The organism is Corynebacterium sp. MSK035 (genome assembly GCF_030232615.1).
In the GTDB taxonomy this organism is placed as follows: Bacteria; Actinomycetota; Actinomycetes; order Mycobacteriales; family Mycobacteriaceae; genus Corynebacterium; species Corynebacterium jeikeium_D.
On record NZ_JASPJP010000005.1, the window covers coordinates 1 to 24866 of the forward strand.

Genomic DNA, 24866 nt, shown 5'->3' on the forward strand with positions numbered 1-24866 from the left:
AAAAGGCCCCATGAAGTAACAAACGGTGTGCCCGCCCCGCAACACGCCGAGCGGACACACTTTTTGCTACTTAACCCAGGGTTTATGAACAAAAAGTACGGGCTGCAAATGTGAAACTGTGCGAGTTTATGACACTTTCAATCCAGTTTTCGGGCAATTTTTGTCATAAACGTAGTCAGTAACTCGCATTGGAGTTACTTGGCTGAGCTCGACACGGGCTAAGATAGTGAAAATTATTTTTCTAGCTCAGTTTGAGGAGTGACCGACGTGCTAGCTGACATCATTGATGTGCTTGCTGACCCCATCGATGGCACTGATTTGAAGTTTGGTGATGCCGAACGAATGACTCTGAAGTCCGAATCCGGACATAGCTATGATGTCGCCCGCCAGGGTTACGTTACGCTCGCCGGTGGGGCTGGCCTGCGCTACACCGGCGATGACGCCAAGATGATTACCGCCCGCGAGGAGTTCCTCTCTGGTGGCCACTATGCTCCATTCGTTGAGGCAGTTACAGGCAACGTCCAGGACGTGCTTGACGACGCCAACGTGTCCGAGGCCGCCAGCCCAGTCATCTGCGAAGTCGGTGCGGGCACTGGTTATTACCTCGCACACACGCTGGACAGCATTCCCAATTCCCGGGGCGTGGGCATCGACGTCTCAGTGCCGGCCGCCAAGCACCTGGCCAAGAGTCACCCGCGGCTCGGTGCGGTTGTGGCCGATGCGTGGGCGCGTCTGCCGCTGCGTGATGGCTCCATCGATGCGCTTACAGTCGTCTTCGCACCTCGCAACGCGGAGGAGTTCGCTCGCGTGCTCAAGCCGGGCGGCCAGGTTGTGGTTCTGACTGCCACCACTGGTCACTTGGGTGAGCTTCGTGAGCCACTGGGCATCATTGATGTCGAGCGCGGCAAGGTCGAGCGCATGATTTCCCAGGCAGAGGGGCACCTCGTGCCTGTTGGCGACCCGGAGCTGGTGGAGTTCGGTATGAACCTCAACCAGGGTGCAATCGCCGCACAGATCGGTATGAGCCCGTCGGCACGCCATATTCACCCGGAGGTGCTGCAGGAACGCATTGCGGCGCTACCTGCAGAGATGCACGTCACCGCCCGTGCCTACGTCACTCGTCTTGGCCGCCCGGGAGACTAGCGTTTACTCCTTGACCTCGGTTTTGTGAATCTGCTCGTCCAGGTCTTCCGGATCCAGGTCAGCATCCGAGAATTCCGCCGTTAGCGGAAGGCGAAGCTGCAGGTCAGTGCCCGGGCACAACTCGATAGTGCCCGAGCGCAGCTTAAAGTCCAGCACATGCCCGCCGCCGGTGCCGCCTTCCGCAAGGAAGTGCACGTGACAGCCGGGCACCGAAATTCCCTTCTCGTACACCGGCGTGCGGAAGCCCGCAATCGTGCCCCGCAGGTTCTCGAAATCAACCGACGCGTCTTCTTCCGTCGCATCAACCATCTTCTGATACGGCTTTTCCTGCTTTACGACGGTTCGAGTCTTCACCCACTCAAATTCGCCGGTAATCCGCAGTGCGTACATAAAGTTTTGGCTCGGCACCAGGGAATCGATGATGGGGCTAATTTCCTTGCGAGTCAGGTTTTCCGGCGCATCCATCACCGTGTGGGGAACGAAGTTGGTGACCACCGTGTAGGGGCTGCGCTGATCCATGGTGGCCCGGGTCGCGGAGCCGTCGTGACGCACCTGCCAGCAGACACCGTCGAGGATTACCATTTCGCCATCGAGACCGTCGAAGGTGCCGATGCCGAAGTTTCCATGACCAAGGATTTCGCCAATGGTCATCTCGCCGTCGTAGATGCCATCGAGCAGTGCGGACATCAGTGAGTTTTGGAAAATTGTGTGTCGGACCGTTGGAAAATTCTCGTGAGTGGTCATGGAAGCCATTATATTCCCGATATTTGTAGCCCAAGCTGAGGTGGGTTTTCGGTCCGATGGTGTGGGAGGACCCTGCGGCACGAAAAACGCCCTGCGGAAGAATCCACAGGGCGTTATTTGGTGAATCGAGCGGTTGGTTCTACTTCGGCTGGATGGTGACTGACACGTGGTCAGCAGTGGAGACGATATGAACCGTCTGGCCATCGGCAGCGACAGTGGCGTGGCCACCCTCGACATTCACTGTGAACCCATTCGGGAAGTTGATTGAGGGCACAACGAGCTCGCTGGTGGAACCAGGTGCGAAAACTCCGGTGCCGTCGACGCGGCTATTGTTCCAGCTGGCCTTGTAGACACGGGTGTCGCGGTTCCAGTCAGTAGCCTGCGGGGTGCCTGCGACCGCTCGCAGGTGTGGAGCGGCGAGAATGGTCATCTTGTCGCGGTTGAAGGCATCGGCACCTACAGGTCCTGGAACCTTCGGGTCGAAGACCATGCCCTGTTCCTTCTGATTCTGCGTCGTCGGGTCGTCGCATCCACAGTAGGACCAGTACTGCCAGCCGACCATGTGGCGCCGGGCAAGCGAAATTACGCCATTGAGGGTATCGGCATCGTCGGTGGCGCCGAACTCGGAAAGCAGTGTGGCCGAGCCGTTACCGGATGAGACGATTTCCGCATTGTCGAAGGTACGACCATCGAAGAAATCACAGCCCGTGTAGGTGTTGAACAGGGCATTCGTGGTGCAGTAGACATGCCAGCTGAGAGCCGTACCAGCGGTTTCAGGAACCTCCGGGGCTGCCGGATTCGTGTTCAATCCGGTGTTCCACATGGAGTAGGGCTCGTAGTGGACAATAGCGTCCGGGTCCTTGTTGACAATCTGATTGGCAGCCTTCTGGTGCAGTTCATCGAGCTTTTCCTTAGCCGGGCCGCAGTCGCCGAGAGCCAGATAGCACAGTGGGTATGCCGAGCCTGGCCACGGTTCATTAATGATGTCGTAGCCCATCAGTCCCGGCATGTCGCCAAGGCGTTTGGCGACATGGCCCCACATGGCTGCGTAACGCTCCTGCAACCCAACACCGCCCGGCCCTTCGCGGTTATTCAGGAAGTTGTCGTATGCCCTAATGAGGCCGATATTGAGGGCCTGGTTAGCGGGGAAGCCAACCTTCAAGAGGCTGGGAACGCCGTCGTCAATGACAGCCCAATCCGGGGCAAATTCGCCTTCGAACTTCTCGTTGTACATGTCCTGGTGGGCATCGACCAAGACCGCGATTCCACGCTCAGTGAGCATGGAGATAGTGCGGGCAATGGAATCCAGGTATTTGTCGTTGTACTTGCCGGGCTTTGGCTCTACTGCTTTCCAGATAATGCCGACTCGCATGGAGTCGAAGCCCTGCTGCACGAGCCAGTCAGCATCGTCCTCGTTAAAGCCTCCGGCCTCTGGGGTGTAAGGATCGTGCTTGTAGACGATGTTCGACCCCTGAGTGAGGAAAGCACGGCCATCACCGTCGGTAAACCAGCGACCGGACTGTCCAAGGGGACCACGCTCGGTGATGGTAGCGGTACTAGGGGATGGGGCTACTTCTGTAGCGAGCGCCTGATGCGGTAGTGCACCCGCTAGCGCTATGGCAATGGCGGCACCAACTGCTGCCACCTTCTTAGTGAATCTCATACTCAGGATGCTATTGACCAGTAATGATAAATTCAGCCAAAACTCAAATTAGGTTTAGAAAAGTGGGCAAGGGCATAAGTAAATGTCCTGAACGGGGTTAGTAAAAAGGCTAAGAAAGGCCCACCGCTTCCTTCTCGGAAGCGATGGGCCTTATGAGGAGACTCCGTCCACCGCGCATCCGTGGCGTCTCGCAGACAGCCAGCTACATCAAAGACTTATAAACCTCAACGGTCTGCTGAGCGATGCTCTCCCAGCTAAACACATCTTCAGCACGCTTCTTACCCGCCTGGCCAATCTTGGTAGCGCGGTCGCGGTCGGCGACCATGTTGTTAACCGCGGCAGCGATTCCACGCTCGAAGCCCTCCGGATCAGACTCGTCGTAGTGAACCAAAGTGCCGGTTTCGCCATCGACGACAACCTCCGGAATGCCGCCGACATCAGAGGCGACAACGGCGGTGCCACAGGCCATAGCCTCAAGGTTAACGATGCCCAGCGGCTCGTAGATGGACGGACAGACGAACGAATCCGCGGCTGTCAGGATCTCCTGGATCTTCTCCTTCGGCAGCATGTCCTGCACCCAGAAAATGCCATCGCGCTTCTCCTGGAGGTCATGGACGAGCTGCTCAGTCTCCTTCGCGATTTCCGGGGTGTCCGGAGCGCCGGCGCACAGAACGAGCTGCACACCGTCGTCGAAAAGCGATGCGGCCTTGACCAGGTGAGCGACACCCTTCTGACGGGTGATGCGGCCGACGAACGCGACCATCGGGCGAGACGGGTCAACGCCGAGCTCCTCCAGGACAGACCAGCCGTTCTGTTCCTTGGACTCTTCCCACGTCGGGCGCGGGTGCCACAGCTCGGTGTCGATACCGTTCAGGACAACGTGAACCTTGTCGGGGGAGATACGCGGGTAGGCGTCCAGGATGGCGTCCTTCATGCGCGCGGAAACAGCAATGACAGCGTCTGCGTACTCCATAGCATTGCGCTCGGACCAGCTGGAAACGTCGTAACCGCCGCCGAGCTGCTCGCGCTTCCACGGGCGGTGCGGCTCCAGTGAGTGCGCGGTGGCCACATGCGGAATGCCCTTGAGTAGACCGGTGAGGTGACCGCCCAGGCCTGAGTACCAGGTGTGAGAGTGGACGACATCAATGTCGGTTGCCGCGGCGGCATTTGCCATGCGCAACCCCGTGGACAGCGTCTTAATCGAGGCGTTGGCATCCTTCAACTCCGGGTCAACGCCGTGGACATATACATCCGCCTCATCGCGAGGAGCACCCATGCAGTGCACATCGACGTCAACGCCGTCGAGGCCGCGCATGAAACGAGTCAGTTCAGTTACGTGAACACCTGCTCCGCCGTAAATCTCCGGAGGGTATTCCTTGGTCATCATGGCAACACGCATAGTTCCAGCGTAACCAGATTTGACAATTTCCGTCGCTTGATATGCCTGGGTGTGGGTAGCGGGGAGGGGAGACTGGCAGCGAGGAACGTAAATCGCATATAGGTTGGTTGGTGTGAGGAGTCAACCACATGTTTTGTCCATTGTCCTTGCCGGTGGCGAAGGCAAGCGTCTCTTCCCGCTGACGGAAGACCGCGCTAAGCCCGCCGTGCCTTTCGGCGGTAGCTATCGGCTTATCGACTTCGTGCTGTCGAACCTGGTCAACGCAGGTTTCTTGAAGATCTGTGTGCTGACCCAGTACAAGTCCCACTCGCTCGACCGTCACATTTCGCAGGCGTGGCAGCTGTCTGGCATCACCGGCCAGTACGTCACCCCGGTGCCGGCTCAGCAGCGTCTGGGTAAGCGCTGGTTCACCGGTTCGGCGGACGCGATTCTGCAGTCGCTGAACTTGGTTTACGACGAGGATCCGGAGTACGTCATCGTCTTCGGTGCCGACCACGTCTATCGCATGGATCCGCAGCAGATGCTGGAGGCCCACATCGAGTCTGGCGCTGGCGTGACGGTCGCTGGTATCCGCGTCCCGCGTTCTGAGGCCAGCGCATTCGGTGTCATCGATGCCGATGACAACAACCGAATCACCGAGTTCCTGGAGAAGCCGGCTGATCCGCCCGGCACCCCGGATGACCCGAACTCGACGTTCGCGTCGATGGGTAACTACATCTTCACTACCTCCGCGCTTATCGACGCTATTAAGCGTGACTCGGAAGATGAAAACTCCGACCATGATATGGGCGGAAACATTATTCCGATGCTGGTAGAGGAGGGCGAAGCTTTCGTCTGGGACTTCAAGGACAGCTACGTTCCGGGTGAGACCGAACGTGACAAGGGCTACTGGCGTGATGTCGGTACCATCGATGCCTTCTACGAGGCCAACATGGACCTGATTTCCGTCCACCCGGTGTTTAACCTCTACAACAAGAAGTGGCCAATCCACACCTTCTCAGAGGAGAACCTGCCTCCGGCCAAGTTTGTCCAGGGCGGTATTGCTCAGGCTTCGATGGTCGGTGCTGGTTCGATTGTCTCCGGTGGTACGGTCCGCAACTCGGTGATTAGCACCAACGTTGTGGTCGAGGATGGCGCGACGGTGGAGGGCTCGGTTCTCTTCCCAGGCGTTCGCGTCGGCCGCGGAGCAGTGGTTCGCCATGCGATTTTGGACAAGAACGTTGTAGTTTCCGACGGCGCCATTATCGGTGTCGATCCGGAGAAGGACGCAGAGCGCTTCAAGGTCAGCGCTGGTGGCGTTGTGGCCGTTGGTAAGAACCAGGTTATCTAGACTGTCTGAGTCCGACCGGCTGAAAAGGCACGTACCGTGGGGTACGTGCCTTTTGCCTTTAACCCTTTTTGCTACCTAGTTGCTACCTAGCCCCAAAACTGGCAGCCCTAAAAATTATGGGCTGCACGTGTGGCTAAGGGCTTCGCATGTGAATACGGGCATGGGCTGCAAATGTGAAACTGTGCGAGTTTATGACACTTTCACGCCATTTTTCGGGCCATTTTTGTCATAAACGCAGTCAGTAACTCGGCTCGACCCGTCGCCACCAACCATAAACGCAGTCAGTAAGTCGCAGTGGCCCACCGCTGCCGCTAGCCGGCCGGCCAACAGTAGAAAACTACTTCTTCACCAGCACAGTGGTGCCAGCTGCTAGAGGTAGGCGCATCACGTAAGCGTCGTCAAGCTGGAGCATATATTCGTCGGCTTCGCGGGCAGCGACGGTGTCACGGTCAGTGCGTGACGAGTCAGCGACAGTGCCGTCGAGGAGCGCGCCGGTCAGGACGAGCGCGCCACCGGAGCGAAGCAGCGGCCAGGCCTTTTCCTGGGCGGCGCGGAGGATCGCCGGGGCGACGTCCAAGTAGACCAAGTCGTAGGAGTCGGCGGCCAGTCGATCCATGACCTCCAGCGGCTGCGAAGGCAGGAAGCGCTGTCGGTTGGGGCGGATGCCTGCGGCTCGGAAAGCGGACTTTGCCAGAGACTGGTGCTCGAGCTCCGGGTCGATGCAGGTGAGAACGCCGTCATCGCCGAGGCCGGCGGCCAGGTGCAAACCGACTACGCCTGCCGCAGGCGATGCGATGACAGCGGCGGGGTGACCGTCGCGGCGGGCACTGGTCAGAGCCATGAGCGAGGTCAAAGCGGCGCCGGTCATCGTATCGGGGACGGCAACTCCGTATTCGCGAGCGCTCTCTCGGGCGCTTTCAAGGGCCTCGGAGACTACGGTCGTGTTGTTGACGTGCTGTGCAATAGCGTCACGTGCGGATAGCGGGGTAGCAGAAGAACTCGTTTCGGACACGTTCTATAGCGTAGGAAAAAACTTCGGGCAGGGCAGCGGGGCGCGCCGGTCAGTGCCGGACTAGGTGGGTAAACAAGCCTCAAGTTTGTCTGGACTCTCAAACTATTTTCAGGGTAAGGTCACTACAAACCTAAGGTTGGTAAGGAACACTGAACCTCATGCCCGAACGAGTCAAGTCCGAACGAGTCAGCGTAGGCGCCAGCCGCGAGGACGCCGCGTCCGCTGACGTAACTGAGCAACTGTCCGGCACCGCGGCTTTTGACGCAGGTGTGGGGGAGATGCCGTCGTGGTCGGAGCTGGTCCAGGCCCACGCGGATAGTGTTTATGGGCTCGCATATCGGTTGACTGGTAACCAGCAGGACGCGGAAGACCTGACGCAGGAGACATTCATGCGTGTGTTCCGCTCGCTGAAGTCATACCGTCCCGGCACTTTTGAAGGCTGGCTGCATCGGATTACCACTAACCTGTTTTTGGATATGGTCCGGCATCGGCAGGTCATCCGGATGGAGGCGTTGCCGGAGAACTACGACCGCGTCCCGGGTACGCTGAAGACCCCGGAGCAGGCCGTCGATGACGCGATGCTCGACCCGGATTTGGAAATCGCGCTGGCTGAGCTGCAGCCGGACTATCGCGCGGTGGTTGTCCTCTGTGATGTGGTGGGGCTGACCTACGAGGAAATTGCCAGCACCCTTGGGCTCAAGATGGGCACTGTGCGTTCGCGTATTCACCGGGCACGTTCCAGCTTGCGGGCGACGTTGGAGCGCCTGGAGAAGGAACGACAGGAGCTGCCGGAGTCGGTCACCGCAGGCTAGATTTCCCGCACTCAATCCGCGGGAGCGGCTATTGTGGGGCTAGTTAAATAGGTGCGATTTCTGGAGGTGCTGCAGTCTGTGATTCAGCAGGGCGATGACAAGCGTTTTTTGTCAACGGAGCATCTCGGCACCGAGGCGATTGCCGCTTTTGTTGACGGCGAGTTGTCGGTCGTAGCTGAGCGTCGTGCGCAGGCGCACCTGATGGCATGCCCGGAGTGTCGCCGGGAGGTCGCGAAGCAGCGGCAGGCAGCCAAGCGTCTGCGTGATAGTGCGCCCTTGCACATTCCAGCTGAGCTGCGCGCTCGTATTGCTGATTTCGCAGGCAGTTGCGAGGACTCAGAGCCCCATCGGTCGGCGCGGCATCTCACGCACCGTCCGCCGGAGTCGCTGAGTGCCGCGTTGGAGCAGATCGTTCGCGGTTTTCGTAAAGGTGGTAGTCACTAGTGGGCAAACATCGCTCTTTCGATGATTCCGCGTTCGCCCCGGACTCCGATCGTGCCGCCGCAACTGGCGGGTTACAGCGTGCTCCAGGGCAGAAGCTTGACGACGACGCCAGTGCCACCGCCCAAGAGTATTCGCCGTGGCAGGATTCGTCGTCACGCATGACGACGGGGCGTCCAGCCCGCAAACCCGAAGCGAAAAAGAAACCTCGCCCGAAGACGGCTCCCCGCGTCAGCGCGCGGGAAGTGATTTTTGGCCGCGAGGTGCCGTGGCGTGTGATTGCGGCGTCATCGGCCGTGGTGCTGCTGATTGGCGGTGTAGGCGGCTTTGTTGGCGGTTGGGCTGGCAAGTCTTTCCGCTCGGACTACCAGCGTGTGGAGCTGCAGCAGATTGAGGGGCGGCCGGGCAACGGTGATTTGACCGAAATCGGCAAGGTGGCGGAGGCTCTTCGTCCCGCGGTGGTGTCGATTGCGGTCAGTGCCGGTGAGGTCTCGGGCGTGGGCTCGGGGTTTGTCATTGATGGTGACGGTCATATTTTGACGAATAACCACGTCGTTTCGGCGGTGGCGGACCGGCAGGATATGCAGGTCTCCGTAACGTTTTGGGACGGCGGCAAGCTGAAAGAGGTGCCGGCCAAGATTATTGGCCGCGACCCGAAGACCGACCTCGCCGTAATTAAGGTCGAAGATGTTGCGGGGCTGACCGTGGCGCAGCTTGGTGATTCCAACGCGGTTGCGGTCGGTGACACAGTGATTGCGATGGGCTCGCCGCAGGGGCTGGGCGGCACGGTGACCTCGGGAATTGTCTCCGCGCTTAATCGGCCGGTGCGCCTGGCCGCTGAAGGGACCGACACGGACGGTTACGCCGATGCGATTCAGACCGATGCCTCCATCAACCCGGGTAACTCGGGTGGTCCGCTGGTGGATATCCGCGGTGCCATTATCGGTATTAATACGGTGATTTTCAGTAGCTCGGGTGGCTCACAGGGGTTGGGCTTTGCGATTCCAATCAATTCAGCCGTTGCCATCGCTGAGCAGCTCATTGCCGGTGAGCAGCCGGTTCATCCTGGGATTGGCGTGACAGTGCGCACGGTTTCCAATGGCGCACTGACTGGTGCCGAGATTGCCAGCATCCTGCCGGGAGGCGTTGCCGACCGGGAAGGCCTGCAGGAAGGCGATGTGATTACGGCTGTGGGAGACCGCGCGGTATCGTCCGCAGATGAGCTCACGGTGGCGCTGTGGACTGTTGGCGCTGGTAATGAGGCGGTATTGAAAATCGTTCGCCACGGAGCCGAGCTGGAGGCGAAGATCACGCCGGAGTAGGGGGGCGCTGGTTTCGACCGGTTTCGGCTGGTTTCTGCGGATTTGGCAGATTTGGTGGATTTGGCCGCGCAATGCTGCATGCGAGGTGCACTGTAACTAAGGTGGTATAACGTGTTTTCTAATGTTGGCTGGGGCGAGATTCTTGTCCTCTTTATCCTCGGACTAATTCTCATCGGACCTGAGCGGTTGCCGAAGGTAATTGAGGACGTCCGCGCATTGCTCTTGGCTGCGCGCACCGCAATCAATGACGCACGCGATAACCTCTCGGACGAGTTCGGTGAAGACTTCGATGATCTTCGCAAGCCGCTGCAGGAGCTCAACGATCTCCGTCGTCTCAACCCGAAGACCGCCATCACCAGGACGCTTTTCGATGGCGATGACACCTACCTGGACATGCTCTCCGGTAAGCCTGCAGCGGGTGGTGGCGGAACTGGTGCAGCCGGAGCTGCGGGCGCTGCAGGAACGGCCGGGGCTGCGGGTCAGCAGTACCAGCAGTCCAATATGAACCAGCCAGTGCAGCCGGCTCTGTCGCAGCAGCCAGCCCAGCAGCCGGGAACGTGGCAGGATCCAGTTGCCCAGGCCCGCCAACAGCAAGCGCAACAAACACCACAGCAGCCGCAACAACCTCAGCAGCCCCGTGGGGTGCAGGCCTGGGTCGACGACGACAACCTATAGCGGTCGCAAACCGTTCCCGACCGCAAGTTACTGACTAGGTTTATGACACTTTGAGCACAAATTTTGCCACGAAAGTGTCATAAACCTAGTCAGTAAGTGCACGCAGCCGCTTCGGCGGATACACCGCTCGCACCACTAAAAACACCACCAGCAACACATACGCCCCAGACACCGCAGCCACAAAAGCAGACGCCCCCTTCCCGGCACCGAAACTACCGGGGAGGGGGCGTCGCTGTGATCGTCGTAAAGCGAAGGCCTACTTCGGAGTCACGCCCAGGCCGAGCGACTTGCCTGCGAGCGACTCGCGACGAACAACCAGCTTGTCAGCGATGGCGTTCAGGGCCTCGCCCGCGCCCGAATCCGGCTTGGACAGGACAATCGGGGTGCCCTTGTCGCCGCCTTCGCGTAGCTCTGTGTCCAGCGGCACCTGGCCGAGCAGCTCGACCTTTCCGCCGGTGATCTGGGTAAGACGACGGGCAACGGTCTCGCCGCCACCTGCGCCGAAGACCTCCATCTTGGAGCCGTCCGGCATCTCCATCCAGCTCATGTTCTCGATGACACCGGCGATGCGCTGGCGGGTCTGCAGCGAAATGGTGCCGGCGCGCTCTGCGACCTCGGCGGCGGCCATCTGCGGGGTAGTAACAATCAGCAGCTCAGCGTTCGGCACGAGCTGCGCCACGGAGATGGCGATGTCGCCGGTTCCCGGGGGCAGGTCGAATAGCAGGACGTCCAGGTCGCCCCAGAACACGTCCGCGAGGAACTGCTGGATAGCGCGGTGCAGCATTGGCCCACGCCAGACAACCGGTGCGTTGTCGTCGACGAAGTGTCCGATAGAAATCAGTGACACGCCGTGCGCCTGCGGAGGCATGATCATGTCGTCGACCTGGTGCGGCTTTTCCTCGGAGCCCATCATGTGCGGAATGGAGTGTCCGTAGACGTCGGCATCGAGGACACCGACAGACAGACCCTTCGCGGCCAGCGCGGCGGCGAGGTTCACGGTCACGGAGGACTTACCGACGCCACCCTTACCGGAGGCGACGGCGAACACGCGGGTGCGGGAGTCCGGCTGGGCGAATGGGATCACCGGCTCGGAGGCGGTGCCGCGGACGGCGTTGCGGAACTCGCGGCGCTGCTCGTCATTCATCACATCGGTGGTGACGGTGACGTTGCCAACGCCCTCGATACCGTTCAGCGCCTCTTCAGTGCGCTCGATGATGGTGTTTTTCATGGGGCAACCGGCAATGGTGAGGTAAATCTCCACGGCCACGTCATTGTTGTCCGCCACCGAGATGGACTTGACCATGCCAATCTCGGTAATCGGGCGACGTACCTCAGGATCTTCGACCTGCGCCAGGGCGGTGCGAACTTCAGCTTCAGTAATCGTAGACATTATGTAGTGAATCTTATCGTGAGACCCCGCAAGACAAAGAACTACTGACAAAATCAGTAATTTGCCGCTTTACGACGGTCACAGCGACCAACCCCTCCGGCAAGCGCGGTGGCGGTGGAATGGGCGGTGGACCAGACGGCGGAACAATTGCCAACCGTCAGACGTTGTCCTTGATAGAACGCTTTATAGCGATAGTTTTAGCAATATTTTTAGCAACTGAGTCACCTTTTACTGTGACAACAACTGCAAGGGAACGGTGAGAGTACCGATGGCAAATGGGGAAGCGGGCAGCGGTTGGGGGAGCGGCCGGGAACAGAGCATGAAGTCCCGGTTGCCTCAGCGCCAGGTACCCGAGGGGTGGCCGGTGGGCAGTTTCACCAACTACTCCGACGCGCAGGCGGCGGTGGATTCGCTCAGTGATCGCGATGAGTTCCCGGTTTCCGACCTCACCATCGTCGGTGTTGACCTGATGCAGGTGGAGCGCGTGGTTGGCAGGCTGACCTGGCCGAAGGTGCTCGGCGGCGGCGCGCTGTACGGGCTGTGGATGGGCCTGTTCTTCGGCCTGATTCTGGGGCTTTTCCAGGAGGATTGGGTTAGTCCGCTGATTGTTGGCCTCGGTATGGGCGCCATCTTCGGCATCGTGCTGGCCGCAGTTCCGTACGCAATGCAAAACGGCAAGCGGGATTTCTCGAGCACAACGGAGATTGTTGCCCGTCGCTACGACGTCCTGTGCAATCCCCGCAATGCCGAGCGCGCCCGCGACCTGTTGGCGCAGCGGGCTCTCGGTGGGAACCGCGGGTAGGTTGTTGTACTCGTCGTAAAGCGTTGCCTGCCAGAAGCGGAAACTACAGCCACTTGTTGCGGCGCAGGAGCCACACCAAAAACGCCACAATGGCGAACATGATGGCGAGGACGATGAAGTACCCGTACTCCCAGTGCAGTTCGGGCATGCGGTCGAAGTTCATGCCGTAGATACCGGCCAGGGCGGTTGGCACGGCGAGAATAGCCGCGTATGCCGAGATAGTACGCATGTCCTGGTTCTGCTGCAGCTGGATCTTCACTGCGGCGGCGTCGATGAGGGAGGAGAGGCGTTCGTCGAGTCCGGCTACGAGGTCCGCCGCGGCGAGCTGGTGGTCGAGAACATCGGAAAGATAACGGCTGACGTCCTTAGGCATGATGTCTTCTCGCAGATTCATCAGGGAGCGCAGCGCCGGCGTCAGCGGATCGATTGCGTGGCGCATCTCCAGAATCTCTCGTTTGAGGATGTAAATGTCCTCAATATCCGACACCAAATTCGGCTCGAAGACGGCATCTTCCATAATCTCCACGCGATCTTCCAGCTGCAACGCAATGCGCAGGTACGCATCGACGAGGTTGTCCGTCAGCGCCCACAGCACGCCCGCGGGACCGTAGTCGATGGCGTCGGTGGTGTTCTCCACGCGTGCGCTAATGCGCTGCATATCCGAGCTCGGCATGCCCATCCGAATGGTAATGACGTACTCCTGGCCGATAACAATCATCAGCTGGCCAGAGCGAATGATTTCATTTTCGTCGTCCGCGAGACCTTCCGGGGAGTAGTGAATCGAGCGAATAACAAAAACAACGTGATCATCGTGGATCTCAATCTTGGGGCGCTGGCGGTTAGTCAGTGCGTCCTCCACCGTCAGCTCATCCAGCCCGTAAAGCTCAGCGATGGCATCCATCTGTGTCGCGTTGGGGCGCGACAACGACAGCCACGTGAAGCCCTCGCCAAAATTCCGTACCTCGGACAGCCCGGAGAAGTGGTCGTAGGTGCCGGGCAACCGCTTGCCGCCGATGTAGACGCCGCAATCGCGCAGGGCATCGCGCACCGCCCTCGACTGTCCTGTTCCTGTGCTTGACGACGAGCCGTTGGTGCGCGTCACCTTCGAGACAGCCGACTTCGCTGCGGATTTAGCCGCATTCGTCGCCCGAGCGGTTTTACCGGGTTTTCCTGTGGCCGACGGTTTTTGGCTTTGACTGGCCGAGCTAGTTCGCGGATTGCGAGCCTTCGCCGAAGCGCTGATGTTGCGGCTTTTCTCTTCGCCCATTCTGGGTGACCTCACAATCCGTTCGTAGGTTACGCTGGTGTCGATGATTGATTTTAGACGTGCGAACGCCGGGTTCCACTTTCGCATCCGCTCAATGGGGTGCAAGGGTAGCTCCACGGCTACTGCGTGCACTTTTACCGCCCTGGCATTGGTCACTGGGGCGACGGGGTTCGGTCTTGCCGCATGTTCTGATTTGGATCCGCAGATGCCCGTTCCTCCCGAGCAGGAGGCGGTGGTGACTGTCGGGGCAGACCTACGCAACCCTGAGCAAGCAGCTCTTGCGTACGTGTATGCGCAGAGCTTTGAGAGGATAGGGCGGCAAGCGGAGGTCGTCGGCATTCGCGATGCTGACGACCGGTTGCGGGCCGTACGCAATGAAGCGGTCCTGGTCTCCTTCGGATGCACAGGTGAGCTACTCGGCCTGAGCGACCCTGCGTCGGCGGCTTCACTGGCGGAGGAATACGCGGACGACTCCACCCCGGACAAGCAGTTCAGCGGCGAGTGGCGCGACCGTGTGTACGACGCATTTTCGCGGTCGCTGCCGGGTGAAGTTATGGCCACCGACGCGGGCATGGCACAGGGCTGCGCGGATCTGTCAGCTGACAATGCTGGGGCTGACTTGCCGCAATGGCTTGTGCCTTTCTACGTCAAGCCAGCGCTGGACCGAGATGATCGAGTCCGCGTGCTCAATGAAATTGCGGGTTCGCTGAGCACTGAGGACTTAAAGCTGATGACCCGGGCTGTGGCTGGTGGCGCCAGCCCTGAGTTGGTCGCTCAGGAGTGGCTGGATAAGGCGTAGTCGGGGTGGCGGGGGCTAGTTGTGGCGGTATCGGACGTGTATCTGCTGTTGGCTGCCGCCAAGTTTGTTGATTAACCCATGAATGCGGGCTGCAAATGTGAAACTGTGCGAGTTTATGACACTTTCATGCCATTTTTCGGGACATTTTTGTCATAAACGTAGTCAGTAACTCGCATTGAGGACTAAGTAGTAAATGGTGCCGACCCGGTGGCACGCCGACCGGACACGCTTTTTGACTATTCGCCCTTGATGCCTGGCAACGATCGCCCAAGCAACAAGAAAGGGGCTCCAACCGTTCGGTTGGAGCCCCTTAGCGTTTACACGCCAACTGGCGAAGACCAGTCAATGAGACCTACTTGAGAGCCTCTTCCAGCAGAGCCTTCTCCTCAATCTGGTGGACCTTAGCCACACCAGTTGCGGTGGAGGACTGTGCACGGCGGGAAACGCGGGTCAGCTTCGGCATATCCGGCAGAACCTCTGGGAGGTTCAGTGCCAGGAACGGCCACGGACCCTGGTTAGCCGGCTCATCCTGAACCCAGCGGACTTCCTCAAGATCCGGGTAGGACTCGAAGATGTCGCGGAGGCGGTTGTGCGGCAGCGGGTGCAGCATCTCCAGGCGAGCGATTGCAAGATCGTCGCGCTTGTGCTTCTTGCGCTTCTTCTCCAGCTCCCAGTAGATCTTGCCGGAGCAGAGCAGCAGGGTCTTGATGCCGGACTTGTCCTTGGACTCGAAGTTCGGGTCATCGATGACCGAGCGGAACTTGTTCGGGTTGGTGAAGTCCTCGACAGCAGACGCTGCCATCTTGTTGCGCAGCATCGACTTCGGCGAGAACACAACCAGCGGACGGTGCAGGTCGGACAGGACGTGGCGACGCAGCAGGTGGAAGTAGTTAGCCGGCTCGGACGGCTGAGCAACGGTGTAGGAGCCCTCGGCTGCGAGCTGCAGGAAGCGCTCGATACGTGCCGAAGAGTGGTCCGGGCCCATGCCCTCGTAGCCGTGCGGTAGCAGCAGAATCAGCTTGGAGGTCTGACCCCACTTGGCCTCGCCGGAGGAAACGTACTGGTCAATGGTGGTCTGAGCGCCGTTGGCGAAGTCACCGAACTGTGCTTCCCAGAACACTGCTGCGTCCGGGTTACCCAGGGTGTAGCCGTACTCGAAGCCCATGCCTGCGTACTCGGTCAGAGCCGAGTTGTAGATCATGAAGCGACCACCGTTCTTGGACTTACCGTAGGCGTCGATCGGGTTGTATTCCGAACCGTCCTCGGAGTCAATCAGAACTGCATGGCGAGAGGTAAAGGTACCGCGGCGGACATCCTCACCTGCGAAGCGGACGTCGATGCCAGCACCGGTGAAGGAACCGATTGCCAGCAGCTCGGCCATACCCCAGTCGATGCCACCTTCCTGAGTCATCTCCGCGCGCTTCTTAGCGACCGGCGCAACACGCGGGTGAATCTTGAAGCCCTCAGGGAGGTTGACGTAGGACTGACCAATCTCGACGATTTCAGCCTTGTCGATGCCGGTCTTGAGACCGTGCGGCAGCGGCTGAGAACCGGCGATACCAGTCTGCTCGCCCGGCTTTGCGTCCTGAGCTGCGCGAACCTCGTTGAAGACCGCTTCCATCTGGTCGTGGAAGTCTCGGCGTACTGCTTCGTACTCTTCCTCGGAGATGTCACCGCGACCGATGAGGTCCTCGGTGTACTGAGCACGAACGCTTTCCTTCTCGTCGATGATCTTGTACATCAGCGGCTGAGTCATGGACGGGTCATCGGCCTCGTTGTGGCCGCGCTTGCGGTAGCAAACCAGGTCGATGAAGACGTCCTTGCCGTAGCGGTTACGGTACTCAACAGCCAGCTGGCCGACCCAGACGACAGCCTCCGGGTCGTCACCGTTGACGTGGAAGACCGGGCAGCCGTATGCCTTGGCGATGTCGGTTGCGTAGTAGGAGGAACGACCGGAGTCCGGCGAAGTGGTGAAGCCAATCTGATTGTTCACCACGATGTGGACGGTACCGCCGACCTTGTAACCACGCAGGGACATGAGGTTCAGGGTCTCCTGGACAATGCCCAGGCCCGCGAAGGATGCGTCACCGTGCAGCAGCAGCGGCATGACGGAGTAGCCCTCTTCGCCCTTGTTGATCTTGTCCTGGCGTGCACGAGCAAGACCCTCAACGACCGGGTTGACGGCCTCGAGGTGGGACGGGTTCGCAGTCAGGGTGACGTCAATCTCGCCCTCGCCGAACATCTGGATGTGACGGCCAGTAGTACCCAGGTGGTACTTGACGTCACCAGAACCGCCGATCTGTGCCGGGTCGATGTTGCCTTCGAACTCGGTGAAGATCTGGCGCAGTGGCTTGCCGACGATGTTTGCGAGCACATTCAGTCGACCGCGGTGTGGCATACCGATGACGACCTCATCCAGACCAGCACCAGCAGCGGTGTCGATGGCGGAGTCCATCAGCGGAATCAGCGACTCTGCGCCCTCAAGGGAGAAGCGCTTCTGACCGACGTACTTGGTCTGCAGGAAGTTCTCGAATGCCTCTGCGGCGTTTAGCTTCTGCAGGATGTACTTCTGCTCAGCGTGGGACGGCTTTGGCTGGCCGCCCTCAATGCGCTCTTCCAGCCACTCGCGCTCTTCGCGGTCGAGAATGTGAGCGTACTCGGAACCGACCTTGAGGCAGTATGCGTTGCGAAGGCGAGAGAGAACCTCGCGCAGCGTCATCGTCTCCTTGCCGCCGAAACCACCGACGTTGAAGGTACGGTCCAGATCCCACAGGGTCAGACCGTGTTCCTCGATATCGAGGTCAGCGTGGTTCGGAGCAGAAGTATTTGGCTGGTCAGAACGCAGCGGGTCAATGTCAGCCAGCAAGTGACCGCGGGAACGGTAGGCCTCAATCAGACGCATGACGCGGGTGTTCTTGTCAATACCCGTGTTCGGCAGATCCTGCGCCCAACGGATTGGGGTGTAAGGAACATGCATGGTCTGGAAAATGTGGTCCCAGAACTTGTCGTCGACAAGCAGATTGCTCATCGTGCGCAGGAACTCACCGGACTCTGCACCCTGGATGATGCGGTGATCGTAAGTAGAGGTGATGGTCACCAGCTTGCCGATGCCCATCTCTGCCAGACGGTCCGCGGAAGCACCGGCGAACTCAGCCGGGTAATCCATGGAGCCGACACCGATAATCGCGCCCTGCCCCTTGGTAAGGCGCGGGACGGAGTGGCGAGTACCGATACCGCCCGGGTTGGTCAGGGAAATGGTGACGCCCTGGAAGTCCTTACCGGTCAGCTTGCCGTGGCGAGCACGAACGACGATGTCCTCGTAGGCGTCGACGAACTGCTTGAAAGTCAGGGTTTCACACTCGCGGATAGCAGCAACTACGAGCGAACGAGAGCCGTCCTTAGCTGGCATATCAATGGCCAGGCCGAGGTTAATGTGCTCCGGGGTAACCAGAACTGGCTTGCCGTCAACCACCTTGTAGTTGTTGTTCATGTCCGGGTGGAGCATGACGGCCTTCACCATGGCGTAACCAATGATGTGGGTGAAGGAGATCTTGCCGCCGCGGGCGCGTGCCAGATGATTGTTAACCAAGGTGCGGTTTTCAAACATCAGACGTGCCGGCATATCGCGAACCGACGTAGCAGTCGGCATCTCCAAGGAGACATCCATGTTCTTAGCGATAGCCCGTGCGACGCCCTTCAGAGGCTCTTCGCCGGATTCAACAGCCGAAACCTTGGCTGCTGCATCCATCGGGGACTTCTTCGGCTTCGGAGACGCCGGCTTGTTCGGGGTCTTAGTTGGTTCGCCCCCCTTGGATTCACGACGTCCGGTTGCCTTAGCTTCCTCCTTCGTGGCTGCTGCTGGCTTTGCCATATTGGAAAGGTCCTCGCCCTTTTGGGACGGGGTGTGGGTTGCGAAGAATTCGCGCCATTCCTGACCCACAGATTGTGGATCCTTCTGGAATTGCTGGTACATCTCGTCGACCAGCCATTCGTTCTGGCCGAAGCTCATGTCGCTGCTCACGGCAGGTACTCGCCTCTTTTCGTCTTAGTTTTACTAACTCACGTTTATTCTAATTAGCGCAAGTGTCAAAGTGTCATTCAAGGATAACGAAAATTCTGAATTACTACACCGTCGCGCTCCCCATATGGTACTTGCTCCAAAGCTCTGCGTATTGGCCACCCGCCGCTAGGAGCTCGTCATGGGAGCCGTCCTCGACAATACGCCCGTGGTCAAGTACCAAAATCCGGTTGGCCCGAGCCGCTGTAGCCAGGCGGTGGGCCACAATAATTGCCGAGCGTTGACGCGACGCACGGTCAGTGGCTTCAAGGATTGCCGACTCTGTTGCAGGGTCGAGTGTCGCGGTGGCTTCGTCGAGAAGCAGCAGTTCAGGACGCATCATTTCGGCACGAGCGAGTGCGATGAGCTGACGCTGTCCGGAGGAGAGCCCTCGGCCATCTGGGCCGACGGGGTGGTGGAAGCCACCGGGCAGGCTGGCAATGGTGCTGAGGGCACCGACGTTTTTCGCGGCCTGCTGAATTTCAGCATGACTGCTGTCCGGTAGACCGTAGGAAATATTTGTTGCTACTGTCCCCGAAAACAGGTGTGATTCTTGGGGGACATAGCCGAGGGTGCGTCGCCAATCGTTAAGAGGGAAGTCGCGGATGTCAGTTTCGGAGGCTCGCACCACACCGTCAACTGGATCGTAGAACCGAGCAAACAACTTAATGATTGTTGATTTTCCGGCGCCGGTGGATCCGACAATTGCGACTGTTTCTCCGGCAGGAATCTGCAAATCGAGAGCATCGAGAACCTGCGGGCGTTCGTGCTCAGAGTCGGCGGCGGGGTAGGAGAAAGTTACCTTGTCTAAGCGCAGGTCGCCAGCAGCTGCGCGGGACGCGCCGTCAGTAGTGCCGTGATCTGGCATGGGGGCGGTCTGTAGGAGGTCATCAATGCGATTGAGGCCGACCTTCGCCTGCTGGTAGCCGTCGAAAACATGGGACAGCTGCTGAATCGGGCCAAAGAGCATTCCTAGGTACAGCGTGAAGGCGACGAGTACGCCGGGTGTCGTGGTTCCCGAAGCAACCTGTTGGGCACCGACAGCCAATACCGCGGCTGTTGCCAACTCAGAGACGAAGTTGATGCCGGGGAAGAATAGAGCCACGGCCAGCTGTGCTCTCTGACGAATTGCGCGGTACTTGTTGGATTCCTCGGCAAAGGAAGATTCGATATCGGCGACGCGGTGGTACATCTGAATCTCGCGAAGCCCACCAATAGTCTCCTGAAAATCAGCGTTGACCAAGGAGAGCTGCTCTCGCGCAGCCTTGTATAGGCGCGAGGAGATCCGGCGGAATACCAGAGTGGACACCACAATGATGGGAAGCGATGCCAACGCCACTGCGGCGAGTGACACCTGTGTGGCAAGCAACAGCGCTGTGACACCGAGCAGAGTAAACGCGGCGATAGCCCCTTCTGCCAGTCCCGTTTGCAGGAAAGAGGACAGCGCGTCGATGTCGGTTGTCATCCTCGTCATGATGGCGCCCGAGCGATTGGCCTCGAAGTAGTTAATGCCAAGCGACTGCAGGTGACGGTAGCAGCGCACACGCAGGGCATAGAGCAGCCGCTCACCAGTGCGCGCAGTAATAACAGCATTTGTGGCTACGGCAAGCCAACTGATGAGGACCGTCGCCAAGCCACCTGCGGCGCAGGCCCACAGCACGGCCTCATTGTGCTCACTGATGCCGTGGTCAATGGCGTAGCGCACGAGCATGGGGAACGCCAGATCGGCGACGGCAATGAGGGCGAGTAGCGCAATGACACTTATAAATAGGCCACGGACATAGGAGAGCAGCCGGCGCAGAGAAAAAAGCTCGGAGTTGTCGAGTGCCGCAGCGGGCACACGCGGTTTTTCGGTAGCGGGTGGGAGGTTTCGCACACGCTCGAGAAGCTCAGGCGTCGCAGGAGCATTGGCGAGAGCCGCCCCCATGCCACCACGACCGCCGCCGCGGCCACCTGGACCACCGGGTCCACCTGGACCGCCTGGACCTCCTCCGGCTCGGCCAACCCCGCGGCTCATTTGAGAAGTGGCACCTCCGGGAAGCCGCGCAGCGGTGTCTGGCGTGGAGTTGTCGGAGGTTGGCGCGGTTTCGTCGGGCCAGAGTTCCTCGGGGCTGGGGTCCTCACTGCCAATGGGGTCGAGAACGAGGTTTTCGATTTCGGGGTAGGCGCTCTGGTCGATGTCCATCAGCTCGGTGAAGCGCGGATGAGAAGTAATCAGTTCGGCCTTGGTGCCAATGCCAGTGATGGCACCGTCTTCGAAAATGGCGATGTGGTCCGCCTGCTCGAGAGTGGAAGATCGATGCGCCACGATGACGATAGTCGTTTCCGCTAGCTGCGAGGTCAGCGCGTTGAAGATTTCTAACTCTGTTGCAGCATCGATTGCTGAGGTCGCGTCGTCGAGAACCAAAACTCGAGGACGGGCGAGGAATGCCCGTGCTAACGCGACGCGTTGAGCTTGTCCGCCGGAGAGATTATGCCCGCGCTCGCCGATGGCTGTGTCCCACCCCTGAGGCAGATCGTCGACGAAGTTGACCTGGGCGGCGGTCGCTGCGGCGTTAATCTCTTCCTGGGACGCCGCGGGATTGGCGAATGCGATGTTCTCACGCAACGTGCCCGCAAATAGATAAGGAGTGTCCGGAACGACAGTTATAGCGTCATATACGTCGCTGGAGAGAATGCGCGCCGTATCTGTGGATGTGCTGTGGCTGGGCGCATCGATAGTGATAGTTCCCGAATCCGGCAGATAGTGACGGCCGAGTAACTCCGTGGCGATAGTCTTTCCGGACCCCGGTGGGCCAATCAACGCTAAGGTCGCCCCTGGCGCGACGGAGAATGAGACATCGTCGATAAGCGTGCGTCCGCCACGGCTGTGGGTGACGTGGTTGAAGCTGATGCCAACAGGACCGTTGGGGAGGGGGAGCGCGTCGGTGGGTTCGGGGTTGTCTGGTCGGGCGTCGATGACATCGGAAATGCGGTCGATGCTTGCCGACGTCAGCTGTATCGAGATGACCATGTTGGAGACCAGACGCGACAGGGCAGTCAGGCTGGTGAGATACGTGGCAAACGCCACGAACGTGCCTAGGGTGATGTGTCCGTTAATCGCGAGCCAGCCACCGACTGCGATATTTCCGACGAGGGACAGTTGCGGCAACGACTGCAGCGCCGGTTGGAATCGAGCGCTGAGTTTTGCCGCTCGCAGGCGTAGGGAATAGAGCAGCGACGAGTTACGCTCCATCCTCGCAACTTCGTTGTCACCCTGCGCAAACGCCTTGACAACGCGAATGCCGGAAACGGTTTCCTCGACTTGTCCGGCGATCTCGCCTGCTTGCTGTTGGGCAGCCCAGGTTGCGGCATGGAGTTTGTCACGCGAATTCACCGCAATGTAGACAATCGCTGGCACGACGGCGAGGCCGACCAGTGTCAGGGGCAGCGAGAGGGCGAGCATGATGCCGATAGTGATGAACAGCTTGACGACGGATCCCAGTGTCAACGGCAACATCGCCAGTAGTCCGGACACTGCCTGGAGGTCGGAAATTGACCGTGACACGACCTGGCCGGTGTTGACTCGGTCTTGTGCTGGACCATCGAGGTTTTGTAGGGAGCGAAGGATCTTTAGTCGCAGGTCGTGCTGAACATCAATGGAGAGTTTGCCGGAGAAGAATCTGCGCCCCACCTGGGCGACGAAGCGTACTAACGCGATGGCCAGAAAGACGGAAATGACTGCCTGCAGGGGAGTTAGGGAAGGCAGTAGGCGCGCGGGGACACCGCCATCGGAAGAGCCCGTTGCCACATCAATGGCATCTCTAGTGAGAAGCGGAAGTACGGACTCTAGCCCGACAACGATTAGCGCTACAACAATGACACCATAGAGCGGTAGTGGCCTGTGAAGAGACTGTTTCCACAAGAACTTCATGGGAGAGGTTCTGAGGGGTTTGCTCTGGGCCATGGTGGGTACCGCTCTTCCATTGAAAAACGTCGCTGAAGGGTAATCGGGGTAAGAGGAACTACTTATTCTTCTTTTTCTTCGGCCACTTCAGCGCCGAGGGAATAGAGAACCTCGATGACTTTGAGTCCTTCTTCGAGTCCTCAGAGGTGTTGGATTTAGCCGGTAGCTTTCGTTCAAAGCCCGACCAATCCTGGGGAAGCGGGCCCAGAGATGCGCGAGTGGAGCTGATAAGAATGCCACCGAGCTTGCGGTTGGCGGAGGCCCCAACCACGGCGCCAATTCCAAATGGCAAAATCTTACCGATGATGGCCAGGCGAGCGTTCTTCATCAAGCGCTTGCGTGCCTCGCGAATCAGCAGGCGGTTTGCTGCACCCAGCTGCGGAACGCCAAGCCGTGGCAGTAGAGAATTTACGGAAGTTTTGGTCTGCTTCCGCAGCGATTCCTCGCCAAGCAGAGAGGCCATAATAGCTGTCCCCTCAGAACCACTCATGGCCGCAAGAATCAGCGTGCGACGGCGTTGCGGATCGGTGATGTCAATATTGCGCAGGGTTGCTGAGGCCAGTGTGTACCAGGCTGATGCTTCCAGGAACAGCAGCGATTCACCGGTAACCGCAGCCAAGCCCGTAATCATGCCGACGCCGGGAAGAACCGCACTGCCGCCGGCGGCACCACCGGTGCCGGTGACCAGGTTGAGGTAGTGGGAATCAATACGTTCTTGTACCTGCGCCGGAGTTTCATCTTTTTTGCGCTTGTGCAGGGAACTGACGTACCCGGTGATGGCAGACGACTGCCAGCTCATGGTCTTATCCAGGGTTTGGATAAGAAGGGTTCCCAGTTTTCCGGCATCACGTTCGATCGCTTCGGGGGTTGAGTTCACCGCATCAGTTACTGTGCGAGTTGAATCCTTCTTCGTCTTTTGGAACAAAGTAGTAGACCTCCTAAACGGGTCCGTTGAGAGCCATATGCCCATATAAACACTACTGAGCTGTGGGGAAATTCCGTAGTCGGTGGAAAAATAGACAGGTGTACGGCGATTAACACAGTCGATAGAAGGATGAGACTGGTGAACGATGTCACGCGGGGTGCCGCATTGCCTCCCGAGTACTCCCAGCTTTTGGCGGACTTTCCTCGGTTTTCCGCAGATGTCACGCCTCACGACGGCGCTGCGGAGTGGCACCTTTCTACCGAAGCTGTAGCCGCCGGAATTGAGGCTGGGAGAAAGCTGTTTCCCATGCCCGAGGTTGAGGTGGATACCCGTTTCCAGGCCCAGTTGTGGTGGTGGTCCATGTGCGGAGCATTGGTAGGGCCATCGCTGGCATGCGTGTTGGTGTCCGATCGAGTTCCAGTGTGGCAGTGGTCTTCTTGGCTCACATTTCTTCGAGATGACTATTGGGTTGGGTTCCAAGCTCAACAGTTTGAAAGCATCTCCGCTGAGGATGTGGATGAGCTGAAGGATTCCGGCGAAGCACTGGCTCATTTCTTGGAGCCGTTGGCTCAGGTTGTTGGAGAAGTCGGGGAAATCAAGCCTGCCCCTCTTTGGGCCGTGGCTGCCGATGCCGTAGCTAACGCCGCAATATCCGCCGGTAATGAGCTGATGGAGCCCTGGCGTGGAGCGCTTATTGGCAAACATGTCGTTGAGGGAATACAGAGAGTACATCGGGTTCCTCTTCCTCGTTTCATGGATTCCTGCGGAGGCGAGGTGCTCCCCTGGGATGAAGCTGCTGCTGAGGCGGGAGAAGAACCGGACTTCGATGTAGTTACTCACCTGGAGAGAGCTACTTGCTGCATGATTTATCACAGCCCAGATGCCGATCTGTGTGTCTCCTGTCCAAAACGTTCTCGTGAGGAACGCCATCAACTCTGGGCACGCTACTGAGCGCTCTGTTTTCGAGAATCGACAGCTGGCGGCCTGCTCCTCAACCGACCGCGTTGGCGGCTTTGCAGCAGCACGCACGCTGCCGGCGCGATCTTTCGCAGCAATTGCCGGGGGCATGAGCCACCCCATGATTGCGCGTTTGTCGCTACGATTGGCTGCGGGTAGAGGCCAATTATCTTTCAAGGGAG

General features: G+C 59.2%; 18 protein-coding genes. 9 read left to right on the forward strand and 9 right to left on the reverse strand.

The window, feature by feature from the left end:
- Nucleotides 1-267: 267 nt before the first annotated feature.
- Nucleotides 268-1143 carry a methyltransferase domain-containing protein gene (locus tag QP978_RS04430; protein WP_048732862.1) on the forward strand — a complete coding sequence of 292 codons (876 nt, stop codon included), beginning with the start codon at nucleotides 268-270 and terminating at the stop codon, nucleotides 1141-1143.
- A 3-nt stretch (nucleotides 1144-1146) separates the two neighbouring features.
- Here QP978_RS04430 and budA read toward each other — a convergent pair whose 3' ends face one another.
- The 3 genes from budA to glgA all read right to left on the reverse strand — a co-directional run bounded on the left by budA (nucleotide 1147) and on the right by glgA (nucleotide 4949).
- Entirely contained in the window at nucleotides 1147-1887 is a 741-nt protein-coding gene (gene budA / locus QP978_RS04435) for an acetolactate decarboxylase (protein WP_049171946.1), read from the reverse strand.
- Between the two features lie 139 nt (nucleotides 1888-2026).
- Nucleotides 2027-3550 carry a glycoside hydrolase family 5 protein gene (locus QP978_RS04440; protein WP_070429514.1) on the reverse strand — a complete coding sequence of 508 codons (1524 nt, stop codon included), beginning with the start codon at nucleotides 3548-3550 and terminating at the stop codon, nucleotides 2027-2029.
- Between the two features lie 202 nt (nucleotides 3551-3752).
- On the reverse strand, nucleotides 3753-4949 hold the full coding sequence (glgA, locus tag QP978_RS04445; protein WP_284856886.1) for a glycogen synthase: 1197 nt from the start codon (nucleotides 4947-4949) through the stop codon (nucleotides 3753-3755).
- 112 nt (nucleotides 4950-5061) lie between these two features.
- Here glgA and glgC point away from each other — a divergent pair, with 112 nt between their 5' ends.
- Nucleotides 5062-6279, forward strand: a complete 1218-nt coding sequence (gene glgC, locus QP978_RS04450) for a glucose-1-phosphate adenylyltransferase (RefSeq protein WP_042388575.1) — start codon at nucleotides 5062-5064, stop codon at nucleotides 6277-6279.
- Nucleotides 6280-6616: 337 nt separating this feature from the next.
- Here glgC and QP978_RS04455 read toward each other — a convergent pair whose 3' ends face one another.
- Nucleotides 6617-7291: an O-methyltransferase gene (locus QP978_RS04455; RefSeq protein ID WP_049193703.1), complete on the reverse strand. Its 675-nt coding sequence runs from the start codon at nucleotides 7289-7291 to the stop codon at nucleotides 6617-6619.
- A gap of 158 nt (nucleotides 7292-7449) precedes the next feature.
- Between QP978_RS04455 and sigE the strand changes: the two genes are divergently transcribed.
- From sigE to tatB, 4 genes are all read left to right on the forward strand, one after another.
- The gene (sigE, locus tag QP978_RS04460; RefSeq protein WP_070429357.1) at nucleotides 7450-8103 is read left to right on the forward strand and encodes an RNA polymerase sigma factor SigE; all 654 of its coding nucleotides are present in this window, start codon (nucleotides 7450-7452) and stop codon (nucleotides 8101-8103) included.
- Nucleotides 8104-8154: 51 nt separating this feature from the next.
- Complete coding sequence (locus QP978_RS04465) at nucleotides 8155-8547, forward strand: anti-sigma factor family protein (RefSeq protein WP_239271898.1); 393 nt, start codon at nucleotides 8155-8157, stop codon at nucleotides 8545-8547.
- On the forward strand, nucleotides 8547-9866 hold the full coding sequence (locus QP978_RS04470) for a S1C family serine protease (RefSeq protein WP_284856887.1): 1320 nt from the start codon (nucleotides 8547-8549) through the stop codon (nucleotides 9864-9866). Before QP978_RS04465 ends, QP978_RS04470 begins: the two co-directional genes overlap by 1 nt.
- A gap of 111 nt (nucleotides 9867-9977) precedes the next feature.
- The gene (tatB, locus tag QP978_RS04475; RefSeq protein ID WP_284856888.1) at nucleotides 9978-10541 is read left to right on the forward strand and encodes a Sec-independent protein translocase protein TatB; all 564 of its coding nucleotides are present in this window, start codon (nucleotides 9978-9980) and stop codon (nucleotides 10539-10541) included.
- Between the two features lie 256 nt (nucleotides 10542-10797).
- On the opposite strand, the gene QP978_RS04480 is transcribed toward tatB, so the two are convergent.
- Nucleotides 10798-11931 (reverse strand): Mrp/NBP35 family ATP-binding protein, encoded by a 1134-nt coding sequence (locus QP978_RS04480; protein ID WP_049193006.1) that lies wholly within the window; start codon nucleotides 11929-11931, stop codon nucleotides 10798-10800.
- Nucleotides 11932-12250: 319 nt separating this feature from the next.
- Here QP978_RS04480 and QP978_RS04485 point away from each other — a divergent pair, with 319 nt between their 5' ends.
- A complete protein-coding gene (locus QP978_RS04485; protein ID WP_042388577.1) occupies nucleotides 12251-12733 on the forward strand; it encodes a YflT domain-containing protein in 483 nt (160 codons plus the stop codon).
- Nucleotides 12734-12776: 43 nt separating this feature from the next.
- Here the strand turns inward: QP978_RS04485 and QP978_RS04490 are convergent, their stop codons facing one another.
- A complete protein-coding gene (locus QP978_RS04490; protein WP_088611464.1) occupies nucleotides 12777-14000 on the reverse strand; it encodes a magnesium and cobalt transport protein CorA in 1224 nt (407 codons plus the stop codon).
- A gap of 43 nt (nucleotides 14001-14043) precedes the next feature.
- Here QP978_RS04490 and QP978_RS04495 point away from each other — a divergent pair, with 43 nt between their 5' ends.
- Nucleotides 14044-14799: a type 2 periplasmic-binding domain-containing protein gene (locus QP978_RS04495; RefSeq protein WP_284856889.1), complete on the forward strand. Its 756-nt coding sequence runs from the start codon at nucleotides 14044-14046 to the stop codon at nucleotides 14797-14799.
- Between the two features lie 352 nt (nucleotides 14800-15151).
- On the opposite strand, the gene QP978_RS04500 is transcribed toward QP978_RS04495, so the two are convergent.
- The 3 genes from QP978_RS04500 to QP978_RS04510 all read right to left on the reverse strand — a co-directional run bounded on the left by QP978_RS04500 (nucleotide 15152) and on the right by QP978_RS04510 (nucleotide 23679).
- Nucleotides 15152-18820 (reverse strand): multifunctional oxoglutarate decarboxylase/oxoglutarate dehydrogenase thiamine pyrophosphate-binding subunit/dihydrolipoyllysine-residue succinyltransferase subunit, encoded by a 3669-nt coding sequence (locus QP978_RS04500; protein WP_284856890.1) that lies wholly within the window; start codon nucleotides 18818-18820, stop codon nucleotides 15152-15154.
- 103 nt (nucleotides 18821-18923) lie between these two features.
- Complete coding sequence (locus tag QP978_RS04505; protein ID WP_284856891.1) at nucleotides 18924-22769, reverse strand: ABC transporter ATP-binding protein; 3846 nt, start codon at nucleotides 22767-22769, stop codon at nucleotides 18924-18926.
- Nucleotides 22770-22860: 91 nt separating this feature from the next.
- Nucleotides 22861-23679 carry a hypothetical protein gene (locus tag QP978_RS04510; RefSeq protein ID WP_240593319.1) on the reverse strand — a complete coding sequence of 273 codons (819 nt, stop codon included), beginning with the start codon at nucleotides 23677-23679 and terminating at the stop codon, nucleotides 22861-22863.
- Nucleotides 23680-23856: 177 nt separating this feature from the next.
- Between QP978_RS04510 and QP978_RS04515 the strand changes: the two genes are divergently transcribed.
- Nucleotides 23857-24678 carry a (2Fe-2S)-binding protein gene (locus QP978_RS04515; protein WP_240593320.1) on the forward strand — a complete coding sequence of 274 codons (822 nt, stop codon included), beginning with the start codon at nucleotides 23857-23859 and terminating at the stop codon, nucleotides 24676-24678.
- Nucleotides 24679-24866: the final 188 nt, after the last annotated feature.